At 66.4% G+C, this 16,430-nt stretch carries 12 protein-coding genes; 3 read left to right on the top strand and 9 right to left on the bottom strand.

Annotated features, from left to right (window positions below; all coding sequences use genetic code 11):
- Window positions 1-7 precede the first annotated feature (7 nt).
- On the bottom strand, window positions 8-859 hold the full coding sequence (gene ftsE / locus AKJ09_RS14270; protein ID WP_275936623.1) for a cell division ATP-binding protein FtsE: 852 nt from the start codon (window positions 857-859) through the stop codon (window positions 8-10).
- Between the two features lie 124 nt (window positions 860-983).
- On the opposite strand from ftsE, the gene AKJ09_RS14265 reads away from it, so the two are divergent.
- Both AKJ09_RS14265 and AKJ09_RS14260 read left to right on the top strand, forming a co-directional pair.
- Window positions 984-2,486 carry a C1 family peptidase gene (locus tag AKJ09_RS14265; RefSeq protein ID WP_146647754.1) on the top strand — a complete coding sequence of 501 codons (1,503 nt, stop codon included), beginning with the start codon at window positions 984-986 and terminating at the stop codon, window positions 2,484-2,486.
- A 168-nt stretch (window positions 2,487-2,654) separates the two neighbouring features.
- Entirely contained in the window at window positions 2,655-3,029 is a 375-nt protein-coding gene (locus AKJ09_RS14260; protein WP_169927536.1) for a response regulator, read from the top strand.
- A 3-nt stretch (window positions 3,030-3,032) separates the two neighbouring features.
- Here AKJ09_RS14260 and AKJ09_RS14255 read toward each other — a convergent pair whose 3' ends face one another.
- Window positions 3,033-4,334 carry a hemolysin family protein gene (locus AKJ09_RS14255; RefSeq protein WP_205633707.1) on the bottom strand — a complete coding sequence of 434 codons (1,302 nt, stop codon included), beginning with the start codon at window positions 4,332-4,334 and terminating at the stop codon, window positions 3,033-3,035.
- A gap of 142 nt (window positions 4,335-4,476) precedes the next feature.
- Here AKJ09_RS14255 and AKJ09_RS14250 point away from each other — a divergent pair, with 142 nt between their 5' ends.
- The gene (locus AKJ09_RS14250) at window positions 4,477-4,752 is read left to right on the top strand and encodes a TMEM165/GDT1 family protein (RefSeq protein ID WP_146647751.1); all 276 of its coding nucleotides are present in this window, start codon (window positions 4,477-4,479) and stop codon (window positions 4,750-4,752) included.
- 61 nt (window positions 4,753-4,813) lie between these two features.
- Here the strand turns inward: AKJ09_RS14250 and AKJ09_RS14245 are convergent, their stop codons facing one another.
- The 7 genes from AKJ09_RS14245 to AKJ09_RS14210 form a co-directional block, all read right to left on the bottom strand.
- Complete coding sequence (locus AKJ09_RS14245) at window positions 4,814-7,954, bottom strand: efflux RND transporter permease subunit (RefSeq protein WP_146647750.1); 3,141 nt, start codon at window positions 7,952-7,954, stop codon at window positions 4,814-4,816.
- Window positions 7,955-7,967: 13 nt separating this feature from the next.
- A complete protein-coding gene (locus tag AKJ09_RS14240; protein WP_169927535.1) occupies window positions 7,968-8,996 on the bottom strand; it encodes an efflux RND transporter periplasmic adaptor subunit in 1,029 nt (342 codons plus the stop codon).
- Between the two features lie 429 nt (window positions 8,997-9,425).
- Window positions 9,426-10,841: an AgmX/PglI C-terminal domain-containing protein gene (locus tag AKJ09_RS55545; RefSeq protein WP_169927534.1), complete on the bottom strand. Its 1,416-nt coding sequence runs from the start codon at window positions 10,839-10,841 to the stop codon at window positions 9,426-9,428.
- Window positions 10,842-11,035: 194 nt separating this feature from the next.
- Window positions 11,036-11,239 (bottom strand): hypothetical protein, encoded by a 204-nt coding sequence (locus AKJ09_RS14225; protein WP_146647748.1) that lies wholly within the window; start codon window positions 11,237-11,239, stop codon window positions 11,036-11,038.
- A complete protein-coding gene (locus AKJ09_RS14220) occupies window positions 11,236-11,727 on the bottom strand; it encodes a hypothetical protein (protein WP_146647747.1) in 492 nt (163 codons plus the stop codon). The genes AKJ09_RS14225 and AKJ09_RS14220 overlap by 4 nt, the downstream gene beginning before the upstream one ends.
- Window positions 11,724-12,917: a tetratricopeptide repeat protein gene (locus AKJ09_RS14215; RefSeq protein WP_146647746.1), complete on the bottom strand. Its 1,194-nt coding sequence runs from the start codon at window positions 12,915-12,917 to the stop codon at window positions 11,724-11,726. Before AKJ09_RS14215 ends, AKJ09_RS14220 begins: the two co-directional genes overlap by 4 nt.
- Window positions 12,914-16,414: a tetratricopeptide repeat protein gene (locus AKJ09_RS14210; RefSeq protein ID WP_146647745.1), complete on the bottom strand. Its 3,501-nt coding sequence runs from the start codon at window positions 16,412-16,414 to the stop codon at window positions 12,914-12,916. The genes AKJ09_RS14215 and AKJ09_RS14210 overlap by 4 nt, the downstream gene beginning before the upstream one ends.
- Window positions 16,415-16,430: the final 16 nt, after the last annotated feature.

Genomic DNA, 16,430 nt, shown 5'->3' with positions numbered 1-16,430 from the left:
TCTGCCGTCAGACCGGAAGTTCGTTCGAAGCCCACGCGTGGTCGTCGAAATCCTCGTCCGAGGTGGCAACGCCGGTGGGAACGTCCACCGCCTTGCCTTCGTCGAGCACGATCAGGCGGCGCGGGCGCACGTCGAGGAGCGAGCGATCGTGCGTTGCGAAGAGAACGGTCGTGCCGTTCTCGTGGATCTCTTCGAAGAGGCCGAGAATGTCGATCGCGAGCTGCGGATCGAGGTTGCCGGTCGGCTCGTCGGCCAGGATGAGCGCAGGCTCGCCGACGATGGCGCGCGCGATGGCGACGCGCTGCTGCTCACCGCCCGAAAGAACTCCGGCGGGATCCTGACCACGGCCCTGGAGCCCGACACGCTCGAGGGCTTCGCCCACGCGCGAACGGATGAGCCTGGCGGGCAAGCCCAGCACTTCGAGCGTGATGGCAACGTTCTCGAAGACGCTCCACGATTGGACGAGCTTGAAGTCCTGGAAGACGACGCCGAGGTTGCGGCGAAGAAACGGAATCGACTCGTCGCGGAGGCGCACGATGTCACGACCGAGGAACAAGATGCGTCCCTCGTCCGGCTTCTCTGCGGCGTACAGGATGCGCAGAAGCGTGCTTTTTCCCGACCCGCTCGGGCCGGTGATGAACACGAACTCGCCTCGTTCGATGATGAGATTCATCCCGCGCAGGACGGGCGCGCCGGGACGGTAGGACTTGTAGACGTCCTCGAACATGAGGATCGGGCGGTTCGCCGCGTCGCGCGCAAAACGCTCGCCCGCCCGCAACATGGGGCGAAACGCGCGATCTGAGGAAGCGTCCGAAGCACCGGCCGAGCGCCAGGCGCCTTTGCCCTCACGATGGCTCATGTTCCCGCCGTATCAGGTGCGACTTCCAACCGACAAGTTTTCGACCTCTTATGCTTTCGCGAGGAAGTTCGGCCGAATACCATCGCCCCCCTTTCCGTCGAACGACGGAGCGAGGAGCCTTGGAATGAGGAACTGGATGTCCCTACGCGCGCCGTCCCTGATGTCGATCGCACTCGTCCTGTCGGCAGCTGCCTGCTCGATTCAGGTCGGGACGGACAACAACCGGGCCCAGGCCCCTCAGAAAGCGGCGCCTCGAGCGGCGACTCCTGCGCCGGCTCCCAAGCCCGCTGCACCGGCACCCCAGCCTGCCGCGAATGGACCGGCCCTTGCGGTGGGCAGGCGTCCGGGGGCGACGACCACACCTGCCGCGACGGCCGCACCCGTTCAGCACGTTGCGCCGAACCTCGCCGGCGTGGCCGAGGCCATCAACGTCGCCAAGATCCAGGAGCTCAAGGCACGCAACCCGAAGGGCTGCGGCTTCCAGGAAGTGGCCCCCGGCAACTGGGTGAAGATGGACTGCCACAACTACCAGTCGTCGACGAAGGCGGTGCTCCACCTCTCGACGCGCAAGGCCAAGGCGCTCCAGGCACGCACCACGTTCTGGAAGCCGGTCTCGATGGTCAAGAGCCGCTTCGGCAGTCTCGCCAACCTCCGACTGAACGTCGGCGGCGCCAAGGGTGGCGGTGAGCGCGCGGTGACGCCCGGAAGCGTTGCTGGTGCCGGCGACGTGAAGGCGGAGACCTTCCCCTCCACGGTCGACCACCGCGCCGAGAACCTCGAAGGACCCATCAAGGATCAGGGCCCGGTCGGCTCGTGCACGGCCTTCTCTCTCTCGACCACGATCGACAACGCAGCCATCCGCGCCGGCAAGCTCCAGCCCGGAAACGCGACCAACGCCGCGTCGCCGAACCACGTGTGGTCGGGCTACGGCATCCCGCAGATGGGCACCGCGGCCGACGCGAATCTCGGTCGGACCATCGGCACGCTCGGCGTGTGGCCCCAGAGCCATCGAGAGGCATGCGAGCTCGGCAACGCGACGTACGAAGACTGCGGTTCGTACGTGACGCCCTCCGCCGTGCCCGGCACCTGGCGCAACGACAGCAAGCTGATGGCGAAGTACGACCAGGCGAACTCGTCGGCGGTCTACAAGATCAACAACTTCGAAAAACTCCAGACGCTTCCGCCGAACATGGACGAGATCATCTCGACGCTCGCCAGCGGATCCGACCTCTGGATCGCCATGAAGATCGACGGCTATGCCTGGTCGAACTCGAAGATGAAGAACGGCGTCATCCCCGATTGGAGTGATCCGAGCGGTGGCCACGCCATCACGATGAGCGGTTACCGGGTGACGCCGTCGGGCCGTCAGTTCCTCATTCACAACAGCTGGGGAACCAGCTGGGGCGATCAGGGCTACGCGTGGGTGAGCGAGAACATGGTGCAGAAGTATATGCACTATGCATACAAGGTGAAGATCGACGGCGGTGTGAAGAAGGAAGACATCACCGACGACGACTGCGCGCCGGACGAGTTGGTCGACATCCAGAGCCTCGTTTGCGCTCTCATTTGCCCGGACGATTCCCGACCGAACGGTGGTTGTGGAACGGCGGGCGGCGCCAAGAGGTGATTCGGAACCCTCGGAAGTCAGAGGGGATTTCTCCTCTGCTCCCGAGGGCCCGCGCGACCCGGGCATTCTGCCGCAGACAAGTTCACGCGGAAGCGAGTTGCGTGGGTGCTTGGAGGGGCGTACGGCTCGTGAATGCGCTTGGGGGGCCGGGCGAAGGAATTCGTCGTCTTGTTCGTCGAGGATAGCGGGGAAGCGCGCGAGCTTTACGGCGGCGCCATCCGTGATGCCGGCTTGCGCGTCGACGAGGCGGCAACGGTCGGTCGAGCCATGGAGATCATGCCGATGCTGGCCCCCGACCTCGTGCTCCTCGATCGAGACCTGCCCGACGGCGATGGTTTCGAAGTGGCCCGCCGCCTGAAGAGCGCGACCGCCACGAAGCACATTCCCATTGTCGCGTTCACTTCGCACGGCGAGAGCGCGGACGTTCGTGCGGCCGTTGCTGCTGGATGCGACGCGTTCCTCACGAAGCCGTGCGCGCCGTCGCTGCTCGTCGCGGAGATCCAGCGCGTGTTGGCTCTCACGAAGAAGCGTCAGGAGAGTTAGTCCTCACACCGGTACGAGCCGCAGCCGAAGGCGTTCGACGCGTCGTCGGCTCGTTGCGCTCACTTCCGCGCGGAGATTGTCCTCCAGCGATACGCTGTCGCCCACGCGCGGGAGATGGCCGAGTCGTTCGACGACCACCTTGCCGATGGCCTCGTCACGCCATTCCTCGTTGACCGGTACGCCCGCTTCGCGAAGCTCGTGCACCGTGGCGCGCGCGTCGACGTCCCACATCATCACGGCCTCGCGGTCGAGGCGCACCACCTTCGTCGGCTCGACGTCGAGCTCGTCGCGAATCTCGCCGAACACCTCTTCGACCAAGTCTTCGAGCGTGACGAGGCCGCTCGTGCCGCCGTATTCGTCGACGACGATGGCGAGGGGAATGCTCTCGCGCTGCATGTCGCGCAGCACCGACAGGCCGTCGCGCCGCTCGGGGACGAAGATGGCGCGCCGCTCGAGACCACGCATCGACGGGCGCGAGACGCCCATCTTGTCGAAGAAGAAGTCCTTGGCGTAGAGATAGCCGACGACGCGGTCGAGCGAGCCCTTGTAGAGCGGCACCCGCGAGAAGGCGTGTCGCTCGAGGAAGTCCCTCGCCTCGGCGCCCGTCGCGTCGATCGAGAGGGCCGCCATGTCGACGCGCGGCACCATCGCGTGCCGAACGGCTCGACGGGACATCCGTAAGACGCGCTCGACGATATGCTGCTTGTCGCGCGCGGCTTCGTTCTTGGCCGCATTCGCGGCGAGGATGCCGATGATCTCGTCTTCGCTGAGCGTGCCTTCGTTGGCTACGTCGGGGTTGATACGCAGCAGGCGCAGGACGGCTCGCTGCGCGTGCTCGAGAAACCACAGAATGGGCCGGAACGTCGTGTCGACAATGCGGAGTGGGATGGCGCTCTCGAGCACCGTCGCTTCGGAGTGCTGGATGGCGACGAACTTCGGCACGAGCTCGCCGAGCAGGAGGTGCAGGAACGTGAGCACGCCGAGGCCGAGCACACCGACGGCGACGTGCCAGTTGGGGCTGAGTGTGTTGCCCGTCAGGCGCCGAGACACACCGTCTGCGAGCGCCTCGATGGCGGGCTCGCCGATCCAGCCAAGTCCGAGGCTGGCGACGGTGATGCCGAACTGCGTGACCGACAGGTAGCGGTCGAGTCGACCGAGAACCTGTTTGGCGGCAATGGCCTTGCGCTCACCGCGTCGAACGCGAGGTTCGAGCTTCGTCACACGCACCTTCACGAGCGCGAATTCCGCGGCCACGAAGAAGGCGTTCAATGCCAGGCAAAGGACGGAGACGGCGAGAGCGACCACTCGAAGTAGCAACGGAGGTGCCGCACCAGACATGCCCGAACGATGCGTTTCGAGACGGGCGGGCTGCGTTTTTCCTGGCTCCTGCCGAGCTCGACCGAACCTCGCCGTAGGCTCGCGACGTGCTCCATGTCATCGTGGGGCCATGGATTGGAAGCTCTTTACCTCCACGTTTGCCGCGATCTTCGTTGCCGAGCTTGGTGACAAGACTCAGCTCGCTGCGCTTTCACTTTCTGCGGGGTCGAGCTCCAAGTGGGCCGTGTTCGCCGGCTCGGCGCTCGCGCTCGTGGCCACGTCCGCCATCGCCGTCGCCGCTGGTGAGGCGGTGTCGCGATTCGTCTCGCCGGCCTGGTTGCGACGAATCGCGGGCGTCGTGTTCGTGGGTATGGGCCTGCTCTTCTTGTTGAAGAAGGGCGACTGAGCGGGGGCCAGCCCGAGAGGCGGCCCCTTTCTCTTCGGCGTGTTTCGGAACGGGACGAGAGCTACTCGGCCGGGTGGTGACTGCCCTCGAGTGGGGACCAGTCGTCGTCCTCTTTGGCCTCGTCGCCGTTCTTCTGAGGCTCGTTCAGCTCGCGTCGCGCGACGATGAGCAACATCGCCGGCAAGGTCAGCATGGAGAGCACCATGCCGATGAGCAGGCCGCCGATGACGACCGTCGCGAGCGGGCGCTGGACCTCGGCACCCGTGCCCGTCGCGATTGCCGCCGGGATGAAGCCGATGGCGGCGACGAGCGCCGTGCTGAGGGGAGCACGGAACGCGGCGAGCGAAGCCTTGCGAACGCGTGAGACCACGTCTTCGTCGCGCGGCGTGTCCATGAGGCTCTGGGTCATGACGATGCCGGTCATGACGGCAACGCCGCAGAGAGCGATGAAGCCGACGCCGGCGGGGATGCTGAAGGGCAGCCCTCGCAGGACGAGCGCGAAGACGCCGCCTGCGACGGCGAACGGCAGATTGAGAATCGTGATGAGCATGTACCGGACGTTCCGGAACATGAAGACGAGCATGAGCGCGATGACGCCGATCGAAACCGGAACGAGCATCGCGAGACGGGCCTTGGCGCGGTTGAAGTTCTGGAACTGACCGCCCCACACGACTTCGACCGACTTCGGGATGTTCAGCTCGGCGACCTTGGCCTGCGCTTCCTTGACGAAGCCGACCATGTCGCGACCACGCACGTTCGATTGAACGATGAGCCTTCGCCGCATCTGCTCGCGGCCGACCATGACGATGGTGTTTTCGAGCTTCAGGTCGGCCACCATGCTGAGCGGCACGAGCGTGCCGTGCGAGGTGGCGAGCGGGAGGCGCGCGAGGTCACGCTCGTCGTCGACGCGCTCACCGCCGATGCGCAGGGTGAGATCGAAGACGCGCTCGCCTTCGCGGACGACGCCGACGGGCATGCCGGCGCGCGCCATCGCGAGAGCGTCGAGGATGTTGCCCGGGGCGACGCCGAGACGACCGACGTGGTCGCGGTTCACGACGACGCGGATCGACGGCAGACCGGTGGCGATCTCCATCTTGGTGTCGGCCGCGCCGGGGATCTGCGCGACGGTCTTGCGGATCTGATCGGCGACCTCGCTCATCGTGGTGAGGTCGTCGCCGTACACCTTGATGGCGACGTCTCCCTTCACGCCGGCGATGAGGTCGTTGACGCGCATCTCGATGGGCTGGCTGAACGCGCTGAGCGTTGCGGGCACGCGCGCATCGAGCTTGGCGGCGAGCTCTTCGGCGAGCTTGTCGGGCGTCATGCCGGGACGCCACTGCTCGCGCGGCTTGAGCATGACGAACACGTCCGCCGACTCTGGACCGGCGGAGTCGACGGCGCCTTCGGGGCGACCGATGCGGCTCACGACGGTCTCGACTTCGGGCGCCTCCTTGAGCGTGCGCTCGGCCTCGCCCGAGAGCGTTACGGCCTGCTGGACCGACGTGCTGGGCGGCCGCGTCGTGTCGAGTGCATACGCGCCCTCGAAGATGCGCGGGAGGAACTCGGCGCCCATCTGGCTGCCGGCGCCCAGGAGCGCGGCCGTCAAGACCATGGCCGAGGCGACAGCGGCCCAGGGGCGCTTGAGGGCCGCGTCCAGCGCGGGCTGATAGATGCGCCGTGCCTTGCGAATGAGCCAGGGCTCGCGTCCGCCCGGCGTGCCCTTCAGGAAGCGCGGGCCGACGGCGGGAACGAGCACGAGGGCGTAGAACAGCGCGCCCGCCAGCATGAAGCAGAGCGAGACGACGACGGGCCGGAACATCTTGCCCTCGACGTCTTCGAGGGTGATGAGCGGCAAGAAGACGAGAATCGTGATGACGACGCTGAAGACCGCAGGCTTGGCCACGTCGGCCATGGCATGCGTGATCGCGCGGCGCCGGCGATTGCGATCGGTGATCGAGCCGGCGTGGGTCATCGCGTGTTCGACCGTGAGGACGGCGCCTTCGACGACGATGCCGAAGTCGATCGCGCCGAGGCTCATGACGTTGCCGGTGTAGCCGACGGCGTTGAGGCCGATGAATCCGACCAGCATGGCGAACGGAATGGCGCCGGCCACGAGCAGGCCCGCGCGCAAGCTGCCGAGCGTGAGCAGGAGGCAGACGACGACGATGACGGCGCCCTCGCTCAGGTTCTTGGCGACCGTCTTCAGAACGCGATCGATGTAATCTGCACGATCGTAATACGGCTCGATACGCACGCCCGCGGGAAGGCGAGGGGAGAGCTCCGTGATGGCTTCCTTGACGTTCTTGACGACGTCGCGACTGTTCTTGCCCTTGAGCATGAACACGCTGCCGCCGACGATTTCGCCGCGCCCATCGCGCGTCATGGCGCCCTGACGGAGCGCCGGGCCGGTGTCGACTTCGCCGAGCTGGCCGATGCGAACAGGGATGCCCGCCTCGTCGGTGCGCACGACCGTGGACTCGATGTCTTCGATGCCCTGGAAGCGAGCGTCACCGCGGAGGACGATCTGCTCGCCTGCGGACTCGACGTAGCCACCGCCGCCGACGCGGTTGTCGCGTTCGATGGCCGTCTGGACCATTTCGATCGAGACGCCGTGCGCGGCGAGGCGCGCGGGATCGAGGGTCACGCGGTACTGCTTGAGCGCACCGCCGAAGCCGACCACCTCGATGACGCCGGGGACCTGCCGGAGCTTGGGGCCGATCTGCCATTCGACGATCGTGCGGAGCTCTTCGGGGGAGCGACCATCGCCCCGGAGCTCGAACATGTAGATCTCGCCGAGCGCCGTGGTGACCGGTCCGAGCTCGGTTTTGCCGAGGCCCGGTGGGATTTGTTCGCGGATCTGGACGAGGCGTTCGTTGACGAGCTGGCGCGCGAAATAGACGTCGACGTCGTCTTCGAAGATCAGCGTGACGATCGAGATACCGAGCTTGCTCGTGCTGCGGACGAGGGTGAGGCCGGGGATACCGGCCACGCCGCGCTCGATCGGCTGCGTGATCTGCGATTCGACCTCCGTGGCCGAGAGGGCCGCGGCGCGCGTGACGACCTGCACCTGGACGTTCGTGACGTCGGGCACGGCATCGATGGCAAGCTTCGTGGCCGCGTATGCGCCAGCCGCGATGATCCCAAGGCAGATCATGATCGCGATGAACGCGTTTTTGGCGGCCCAGAGGGCAACGGCTTTCATACGGCTTGGCCCGTCATTGCTTGGTCACTTCGCCGCGGAGGATGAAGGCACCCTCGACGGCGATGCGCTCTCCGCCGCTGAGCCCGTCGCGGATCTCCGCGACCTGCGTCGTGCGGCGCGCGACGTTGACCTTGCGGACCTCGAACATGCCGGGCCTGTGCTCGATGAAGACGACGTCGTCGTCACCGATGGGCTGCACGGCGGGAGCGGGAACCAGCAGACGCCCGGACTTGGCGGTCTCGGGAAGACGAAGGCTCGCGCGAATGAAGAGGCCGGGGCGCAAGAGACCGTCGGGGTTCGGCACGTCGATGTACGCGCGTGCCGAGCGGCTCGCCTTTCCGACCTGCGGTTCGACGAGAATGATCTTGCCCTTGAAGACTTTGCCGGGCATCGCGTCGATGAGGATCTCGGCTTCTTGCCCGATGTGGAAATACGGGAGGTCCGCCTCGTAGACGTTGAGCGACGCGCGGAGGTCGCGCGGATCGGCAATGACGAACGCCGTTTCTTTCGCTTGAAGGAAGCGGCCGAGCACCGCGTCGCGACGGACGACTTCGCCATCGAGCGGCGCGGTGAGCAGCAGCGTTCCTGCGCCGCTGATGTTCGAGCCGCCCGTCGGGCGCGTGACACCGAGGGCTTGGAGCTTCGCCTTCGCCGCGGCGAGCTCGGCCTCGGTCTTGGTCGCGTCGGCCTTTGCGAGCTCGGCTTCGCGCGCCGTGGTGAGGCTCTTGTCGAGGAGCGACTGCTCGCGCGCTTCGTTCTCCTTGGCGATCTTCGCAGAGGCCTCCGCCGCGAGGTACTCGGCCTGTGCCGTGGCGATCGAGGGCACGACGATGGTGGCGAGGACCTGACCGCGTTTGACGCGATCACCCGCCTTGACGTTGATCGCCGTCACGCGGCCGTCGACCAGCGTTCCCACCTCGGCGTAGTTGTCGAGGTTGTATTCGAGCGAGCCAGGGACCTCGAGGTCCAAGGTGCCCGTCGTCTGACCGACCGGCTCGACCTTGATGCCGAGGCGTTCCAGAGCATTGGGATCGAACTTCACGGTCTTTGGTCCGTCGGGACGCACGTCCGCTGCGCCGGCGTCTGACGACGACGTGTGCTTGCTGCCGCATCCCCGAGTGCGGCGAGCCCGAGACCCAATGACGCGAGCGCTCGAAGCGCCTTTCCTGCTCGCGATGATTCGATGTTCTTCATGAGCGATGACGGGATCGAGATGGTTCCGGAGGTCATCTTGCCACGTGAAAAATGCATTCAAATCGTTGCGACCATCCCTCGTGCGAATCGTTGCAAAAGGCGACGCAGAATGAAGCTCGCGTGCGACGAATCGTCGACTTCCGCAACGCGATGAAGCTCATGGACGCAAAATCACGCGTCGCAAAATCACGCGCTGCGCTCGCGCTCATCGAATGGATGAGCGTGCGCGCTGCATGCTACATGCGTGTAATGTGCACGAATGTGCTGGGCGGAGACGTCAGCCGCCGACGCCGAACTTGAACGGGAAGCCGGCGACCTGCGTGGCCTTGTCGCTCGTCGGGAAGTGCCAGTTCTTCACCTGGCGCGTGACGCATCCTTCGACGCGAGGATTGCCAAGCGTGCTGTTCGCGACGCTCGCGCTGGAGACGCTGCCACTCGGATCGATCTGCCAGGCGATGGTCACGCCGCCCTTGAGGCCCGGATTGCGCTGCGCCTCGGACTCGTAGCAGGCGCGCACCGCACCGATGTGAGCCATGACGACGCGTCGAACTTGCTCGGGCGAGAGACCGCCCGAGGCCGAGGCAGCGCCCACGCTGGCCTGCACCTTCGCTTCGCCGGGACCACCGCCGGTTCCGTTGCCGGTGCCCGTGCCACCGCCCGCGCCGCCGCGTCCGTTGCCGCCGTTCCCGCGTCCGCCAGGTCCTCCACCGCCCGCGCCGTAGCCGCCGCCGTTGCCGGCGCCGAAACCCGTGTCGAGCGTGCCGGAGCCGAACGCCACTCCGGCGCCGTTTCCGCCGCCGCCGGAGCCCGCGCCTTTGAGGCCGGTGCCTGGGCCGCTGCCGAGGACGATGTTCGTGGAGTTGAGCCCCGAGAGCGCCGCCGAGACCGTGTTGATCGACTTCAGCGTGTTCTGGATCTCTTTGCCGGTGTCGCCTTCGAGGACTTCACTGAGGCCGCCGTAGTGCGTGGTCGGCTTGATCTCGCCGGTGAGCTGGGTGTGATCGGCCTTGTCGTTCATGCCGAACTTACCTTCGTCGCCTTTGATCTTCTTGCCGCCGCCTTGAGCCTTCTTGTCTTGCGCGCCGGGATCTTTGACGCCGCTGCCGCCGCCCTTGTCCTGACCCACGGCCACCGGCTCGGGCGGCGGGATCTCCACAACCGGGCGCTTCAGGCCGAAGCGCGCCGCGTACTCGTCGGGATTCGTGAGCTCGAGGGGCTTGGGCAGCGGATCGGGCGTCATGAGGGTACGCACGAGACCGAGCAAGCCGAGGTGCAAGATTGCGCTGCAGAACACGGCCAGCATCGCGAGCAGCTCGGGTGCCCGAAACGTGCTCATCGCGATCGGGCGCGACGTGTACTGGAAGAAGATCGAGAACTGGCCGTACTGGATGAGCCCGTAGTCGCCCGGCATGATGGGCACCGGCACACCGGTGCGTGCGACGGCGACCGGATCTTCGGCGCGGCCGCGAAGCGTGAGCAGGCCACCCACCGAACCGCGCGCGTCGAGCTCCCAGCCGCCGGCCGACGCACGAAGAGGCATCGGCGACATGTCGATGCCGTCGGGGATGGGAAGCTCGCACTCGGGCGCCTCGCCCAAGTTGAACGACTCACCCTTCTCCAGCGTGCGGAGCGCCACGACCGTGGTTCCCCAGACGGCGGCGACGCGGAGGGCGGTCGGCGTGTCGATGCTCATCGTCTTACGAGGGTACCAGAGGCGGTAGCGCGTCCATGAATTCCACGCACTCGGGCGCGCGGATCACGCGGGCGAGTTCGCATCGAGGCGCACATCGGAGCACGCCCGGGGCGACTCGCCGGTCGACCGGCTGGTGATGACTCGCGTCCCCTGGCCTTCTAGCCCCTGACCCCTGGCCCGTGGCTTTTCTTGCGCTACTTGGGAGGGCTCTTCTTGGAACGGTAATACGCGACGATTCCACCGGTCAGGAGGCCTGCGATGGCCGCGCCGTAGACGAAGCGCGACTGTCCGTCACTCATCGGCCCGCCGGCAGGGACGTCGGCGCGGGCGGCGTTTTCGGTGACGATGCCGAGCAGGCAAGTGAGGGCGAAGGCAGCGAGCGTGGTGCGGCGGATCATTCGAAGGCAGGTTCGTTTCGTGTTTCGCCGAGCTCGCGCATGAAGGTGCGGTGACCGAGATCGCCGGCCGCGAACTCCGCGCGAACGCGGCGAAGGAAATAGACGATCTGCGGGCTCTTGAGGCGCCCTTCGACTTCGACCTCGCCGAAACGGAAGACGCGCGAGCCGCCGTCGAGCGTCTTCTGCTCGACGACGCCGCCTTTGCCTGCGGCTCCGCTTGCCGCGGCCGTGGACGGTGCGCGTTCACTCGACCCGGCATCCTTCGATGCCTCGGCCGTGTGTGCCGCCGCTTCGCTCGATTCGTCGGCGGGCGCGGGCTTCGCGCTGCTGCTCGGCGCGGGCTTGGTGCCCTTCTTCGCGGGCGCCGTGGTCTTCGTGCTCGAAGGCTGACCCTTCTTGTTCTGTGCCGCTGCGAGGAGCGACATCGCGGTGATGGCCGTCATGAGCGCGAAGGCGATGGGACGTCGCAGGTGCCGTTTCTGCATCATGACTTTCCTCCCGCGGCCTTCGGTGTGGGCGCGGCAGGCGCCGGGGCCGGAGCGGCCGGAGCCGCAGGCTTGCTCGCGCCGAGCTGGCGTTCGGCTTCCGCGCGGGCAGGGTGGTCCTTGGGAGCGTCGTCGAGGAATCGCTCGAAATAGGGCCGCGCTTCGACGGGCTTCTTCATCGGATCGGCGAGCAGAACGCCGAGATTGAAGAGCGCGGCGATGTTGTGCGGATCCTTCTCGAGAACCTTCTCGTAGAGCGACTTGGCCTCGTCGAGCATCTTCTGGTTCTTGCCGTCGGATTCACCACGGAGGGCCGCCGCGAGTCCGATCTGCGCGGCCGACTCGTCGGGCGAAGCGGCGAGCGCGCTCTTGTATTGCTCTGCGGCTTTGCCGTACGCACCGGCGCGCAAGAGCACGGCGCCCATGTTGAGGCGCGAGGTCGTGTCGTGGGGATCTTCCTGCGCGGCCTTCTGGAAGGCCTGGAATGCCGCCGCGTCGTCGCCGCCGCTCAGGAACACGAGGCCTTGCACGCGGTGTGCGACGGCGCTCTTCGCGTTCACGTCGAGCGCTTGCTTCACGAGAAGCTGCGCGGTGTCGCGTTCGCCTTTGCCGAGATGGCAGAGCGCGAGCTCGGCGAGCGCTGTCGCGTCACCCGGCTTGCGCACGAGCACTTCGCGCGCCTGCTGGATGGCCTTGTCGTGCTGCCCCGAGTCTCGCAGGGCCGCGACGAGGAGCGTGCGCGCATCGGTGGCCCCGGGGTGATCTTTGACGAAGTCCTCGAGGCTCGAAGCCGCGTCCTTGTTCGAACCTCGGCGGCGACGCACTTCGGCGAGCGCGACCGCGACCTCTTCGCGTTCGGGAGCGATCTTCTGCGCGGCACGCAGCTGCTCTTCGGCGTTGGCGAGGTCACCACCGTTGGCGAGCACGACGCCGAAGTCGAAGCGCGCCTCCCACAGATTCGGGTCGATCTGGATGGCCTCACGCAGGAGCGCGATGGCCCGATCGCGCATCTTCGGATCCTTCGCGGCCGTCACGCCTTCGACCATCTTCTGGACGGCGATCGGGTTTGCCGGCGGCAAGCCCTTCTCGGCAGTCTTCGCGCCTTGCTGGCTCTTGCCTCCGCCGCATGCCACGAGCGCGGCAGCCGAGCACGCGATCATCAGCGCGCCGACGTACGAGCGAACCCAGCTCACTTGGCCCCCTTCTTCTTGGTGGGCTTGGCGGGCTTGGCGGCAGGCTTGGCCGGCGCAGGTTTGGCTTCGGGCTTCTCCTCGTCGGGCGTTATCGCCTTCTCGTCGGTCGACGGTGCGGCGCTCGCCGTGGGCTTGCCGGTCTCTTTCTTCGGCGTGGCGAGCGCTGCCTTTTCACCGGCGCGGCGCGGCGAGTCGATGAGGGGCGGAAGCGGCGCGGGCCCTTGCGAGCGCACGTCGAAGCCGACCTCTTTGAAGGGCGGATAGAGCTCGGAGTTCAAGCGGCCGAGCGCCTCGCGCATCTTCGCGGTCCACTGGTTGTAGATCTGTAGCTCGGTCGCCTTCTTCCAGCCGTTTTCGTAGGCGTCGAGGCTTCGCTCTTCGATCGGAACGACGAATTCGTCGATCTGCTGCTGGTAGGCTTCCTTGTCCGCGTCGGAGAGACCGGAGGGCGGCGGCGCGTCTTTCATCGCCTTGGCGAACTGCTCGTACGTGCGACCGATCTGGTAGAGCGCCGCGGTGGTCCACTCGGCCACGCCGAGCGAGACGACGTCGAGGAAGATCGCCGAAGCCTGCTTGAGCAGCTCCGCCTTCTGCTTCAGGCGGTTCGAGAGCTGCTTCACGTCGCCCTGGATCTCGATCTTGTCGAAGCGAGCGAGGATGCGCTCGCCTTCCATGTATCGTGCATGCGCCGCGGCGTACTTGCCGTCGGGCCCGAGCTCGCCCTTGCGATGCTTGCCGATGTCGACCGCGCTCTTGAGCGCTTCGTCCGCCCCGCGTTCGTCTCCGGTTTTGACGAGCGCCTGCGCCAGCAAGACGTAGCCCTGCACGCGGTGATCCTGGTTCTTCGAGCGTGCGACGTAGCGGCGATAGAGATCCGCGGCTTCCTTGTTGCGACCGGCGTTCTGGTGCGCCTTGCCCATCTGGAAGACGACTTCGTCGGCCTCCGGCGTGGACCCGAACTGCTGGAGGTACCGGTTGCCGTCGGAGACGGCCTTGTCGTTCTCGCCCGTCGCCACGCGCAGGATGACGGCGTTGTAGGCCGCGTCTTTCGCGTGCTCGTACTTGGCGTAGTTCGGGTGCTCGCGATCGTTCAAGCCGGCGATCGCCTCGTGGAAGTCGGCCGATTCGGCGAAGAGCCCCATCGACTGCAACGTGGTCGCCGCGATCCAGGCGCCCTGAGGAGACTCGGGCTTGTCCCGATATTCCTTGCCCGTGACGAGCTGCGCGCCCTCCTTGAGCGTGGTGATGTCGCCCGCCTTCTGGGCGGCGAGCTCGGCGTTCACGCAGGCCTGGGCCGCGCGCGGATCCTTCGGGAATTCGCGGGCCGCGCGCAAGTATGCCTTGGCTGCTTCGAGGTGCTCGCCGTTCGCCGCCTTCTGCTCGCCTTGCTTGAAGACGGCCTGGACGATGAGCGTGTCGAGCTTCTTCTGGTTTGCGTCGCTCGAGAACGCCGGCGCGGTTTTGAGGCGTCGCGCCCAGGTCTCGATGTTCTCGTAGTTTTTCGCTCGATTGAACGAGTCGAGAATGAGCTCTCCGGCGGCGAGCGCGTACTGGCTCCGCGGGAACTTCTCGACGAGCGAGCCCCAGATCTTCACGGCCGAGTCGTAGACGCCGTAGTCGTAGTACTGCTTGCCCTGACGGAAGAAGAGCTCCGGGAGCGCTGGATCGTTCGGATAGAGCTGCGCGTAGAGATCGAGCGCCTCGGCGAACTTCTTGTCGGCCTCGGTCTCCTGAAAGGCACTTCCTTGGGGCTGCTTTTTGCGCGCCTCGAGCTCCGCGAAGCGAACGAGTTCGAGCGCGGCGATCGCGTTGTAGATCGCGTCGTGACGAAGCGTCTTGAGCGGCTCCTTCTCGGCTTCCTCTTTCGGGATCGCGCGAGCCGCGGCCATGTAGTGCGTGGCGGCGTCGTTTCCTCGGTCGAGGTGGTGGAAGTAGATTTCGCCGAGGTAGTAATGGATCTGGTACGCCTGCCTCTCGTTCGAGAACTTCGAGAGGTAGACGTCGTAGAGACCGGCGGCGCCTTCGAACTCGGCCCGGCTCGTCTTGTCCTTCTGCGCCTTGGCGTGGAGCTGCAGCGCGTGTTCGCGGAGCTGCTTCTCGATGTTGGCGGTGGTTCGCTGCACCACGGCCGGATCGCCCTGCGTCTTCGCCCAGGCCGAGCCGGGTGTGTAGCCGGTCACCGCCCGCTCGTAGGTGGCCTTGAGCTTCGGGTAGTCCTCGACGGACGCGTAACCCTGCGCGATCTGCAGCACCCACTGACCTGCCTCGGGGCTCGCGGGTTCGAGCTTGAGGAGCAGCTCGTAGGCTTCGATGCCGCGCTCGTAGTGCGCCTGATCGTAGAACTGCACGGCGAGCGCACGCACGACCTTGCCGGCGAACCGGTCGCCGCCGATCTTCGTGAGGAAGCCGTAGACGTCCTGCGCGGTGTTCTTCTCGTCTTCGGTGAAGACCTCGACGAGGTACTTGAGGGCTTCGCTCTGGAGCTCGTCGAGCTGCTTTCGCTGCGCGGCGGAGACCTTGTTTCCACTGGTCCCGTTGCCGTCAGTGACCTCGAAGACGCTGACGAATCGCTTGGCGGCTTCTTCGGTGCGCCCGAGGCGCCACATGCACCAAGCGCTCTTGAAGAGCGCGAGGCCATAGAGTTCGCTCTGCTTGTACTTGAGGACCTGTTCGTATTCGACGAGCGCGCCGGCGTAGTCGTACTTGCCGTTGAAGAGCGCCTCGGCGCGAGCCATGTGCGCGTCAGGGACGAAGCGCGAACGAGGGTGGTCTTTGAGGATCTTGTCGAAGCGCGCGAGCGCCTCGTCTTGCTTGCCTTGCTCGTAGGCAAGGAAGCCGTCGACGTAGAGCGCGAGGTCGTACTCCGAGAACCACGGGTAGTCCTTGAGGACCCGCGCGAAGAGATCGCGCGACGGCTGAAAATTGGGCTCCGGAGCGGCCCCGCGCTGATCGACGGGCTTCGACTCCCAAGCCTTGAAGCGATCGACGAACTGCTCGCGTTCGAGCTCCCACTTGAGCTCGCCGAGGCGAAGCATGGCTTCCGGCATCTCGCGAGCTTCGCGCGGCGTCTCGTTCACGAACGTGGTGAGGAGGCCAATGGCCTCACCGCGGAGCTTCTTGATCTGCGCGACGTCGCGATCGACGCGCGCCTCGAGCTGCTTTTGGAGCTGGGCGCGAAGCTCTTCGGGGATCTTCGGGCCCTTCATGGCGGGCTTGCCGCCTGCGCCGGTCAGCGTCGACGACCCATCGGCACCCTTCTTGGCTCCGGGCTTGGTCGCCGGTTTGACGTCGATCGTCTTCTCGGCCGCCGCGCGCACGGTGGATGCCGGAACGTTGGCGCCCGGCGCGGCTTCGGCCGCCGGTGCGGGCTTGCTCTTGTCGGGTGCCGCCTCGGCCAGCGCACTCAGCGAGAGCACCGCGCCGCCCAGGCCCAGGCACAGGAGCGGGAGCGGGAGCAACCGAGTCCGTCGCACGCGACGATGATACACGCTTTGCATGGTCGGGATCCGTGTA

This window comes from Labilithrix luteola (genome assembly GCF_001263205.1).
GTDB lineage: Bacteria > Myxococcota_A > Polyangia > Polyangiales > Polyangiaceae > Labilithrix > Labilithrix luteola.
This window is presented reverse-complemented; position numbering and strand designations above follow the sequence as displayed.

Bases quoted from the DNA above. Each gene is read 5' to 3' on its own strand.
- AKJ09_RS14265 (WP_146647754.1), top strand. From the start codon at position 984: ATGAGGAACTGGATGTCCCTACGCGCGCCGTCCCTGATGTCGATCGCA.
- ftsE (WP_275936623.1), bottom strand. From the start codon at position 859: ATGAGCCATCGTGAGGGCAAAGGCGCCTGGCGCTCGGCCGGTGCTTCG.
- AKJ09_RS14220 (WP_146647747.1), bottom strand. From the start codon at position 11,727: ATGATGCAGAAACGGCACCTGCGACGTCCCATCGCCTTCGCGCTCATG.
- AKJ09_RS14245 (WP_146647750.1), bottom strand. From the start codon at position 7,954: ATGAAAGCCGTTGCCCTCTGGGCCGCCAAAAACGCGTTCATCGCGATC.
- AKJ09_RS14225 (WP_146647748.1), bottom strand. From the start codon at position 11,239: ATGATCCGCCGCACCACGCTCGCTGCCTTCGCCCTCACTTGCCTGCTC.
- AKJ09_RS14250 (WP_146647751.1), top strand. From the start codon at position 4,477: ATGGATTGGAAGCTCTTTACCTCCACGTTTGCCGCGATCTTCGTTGCC.
- AKJ09_RS55545 (WP_169927534.1), bottom strand. From the start codon at position 10,841: ATGAGCATCGACACGCCGACCGCCCTCCGCGTCGCCGCCGTCTGGGGA.
- AKJ09_RS14210 (WP_146647745.1), bottom strand. From the start codon at position 16,414: ATGCAAAGCGTGTATCATCGTCGCGTGCGACGGACTCGGTTGCTCCCG.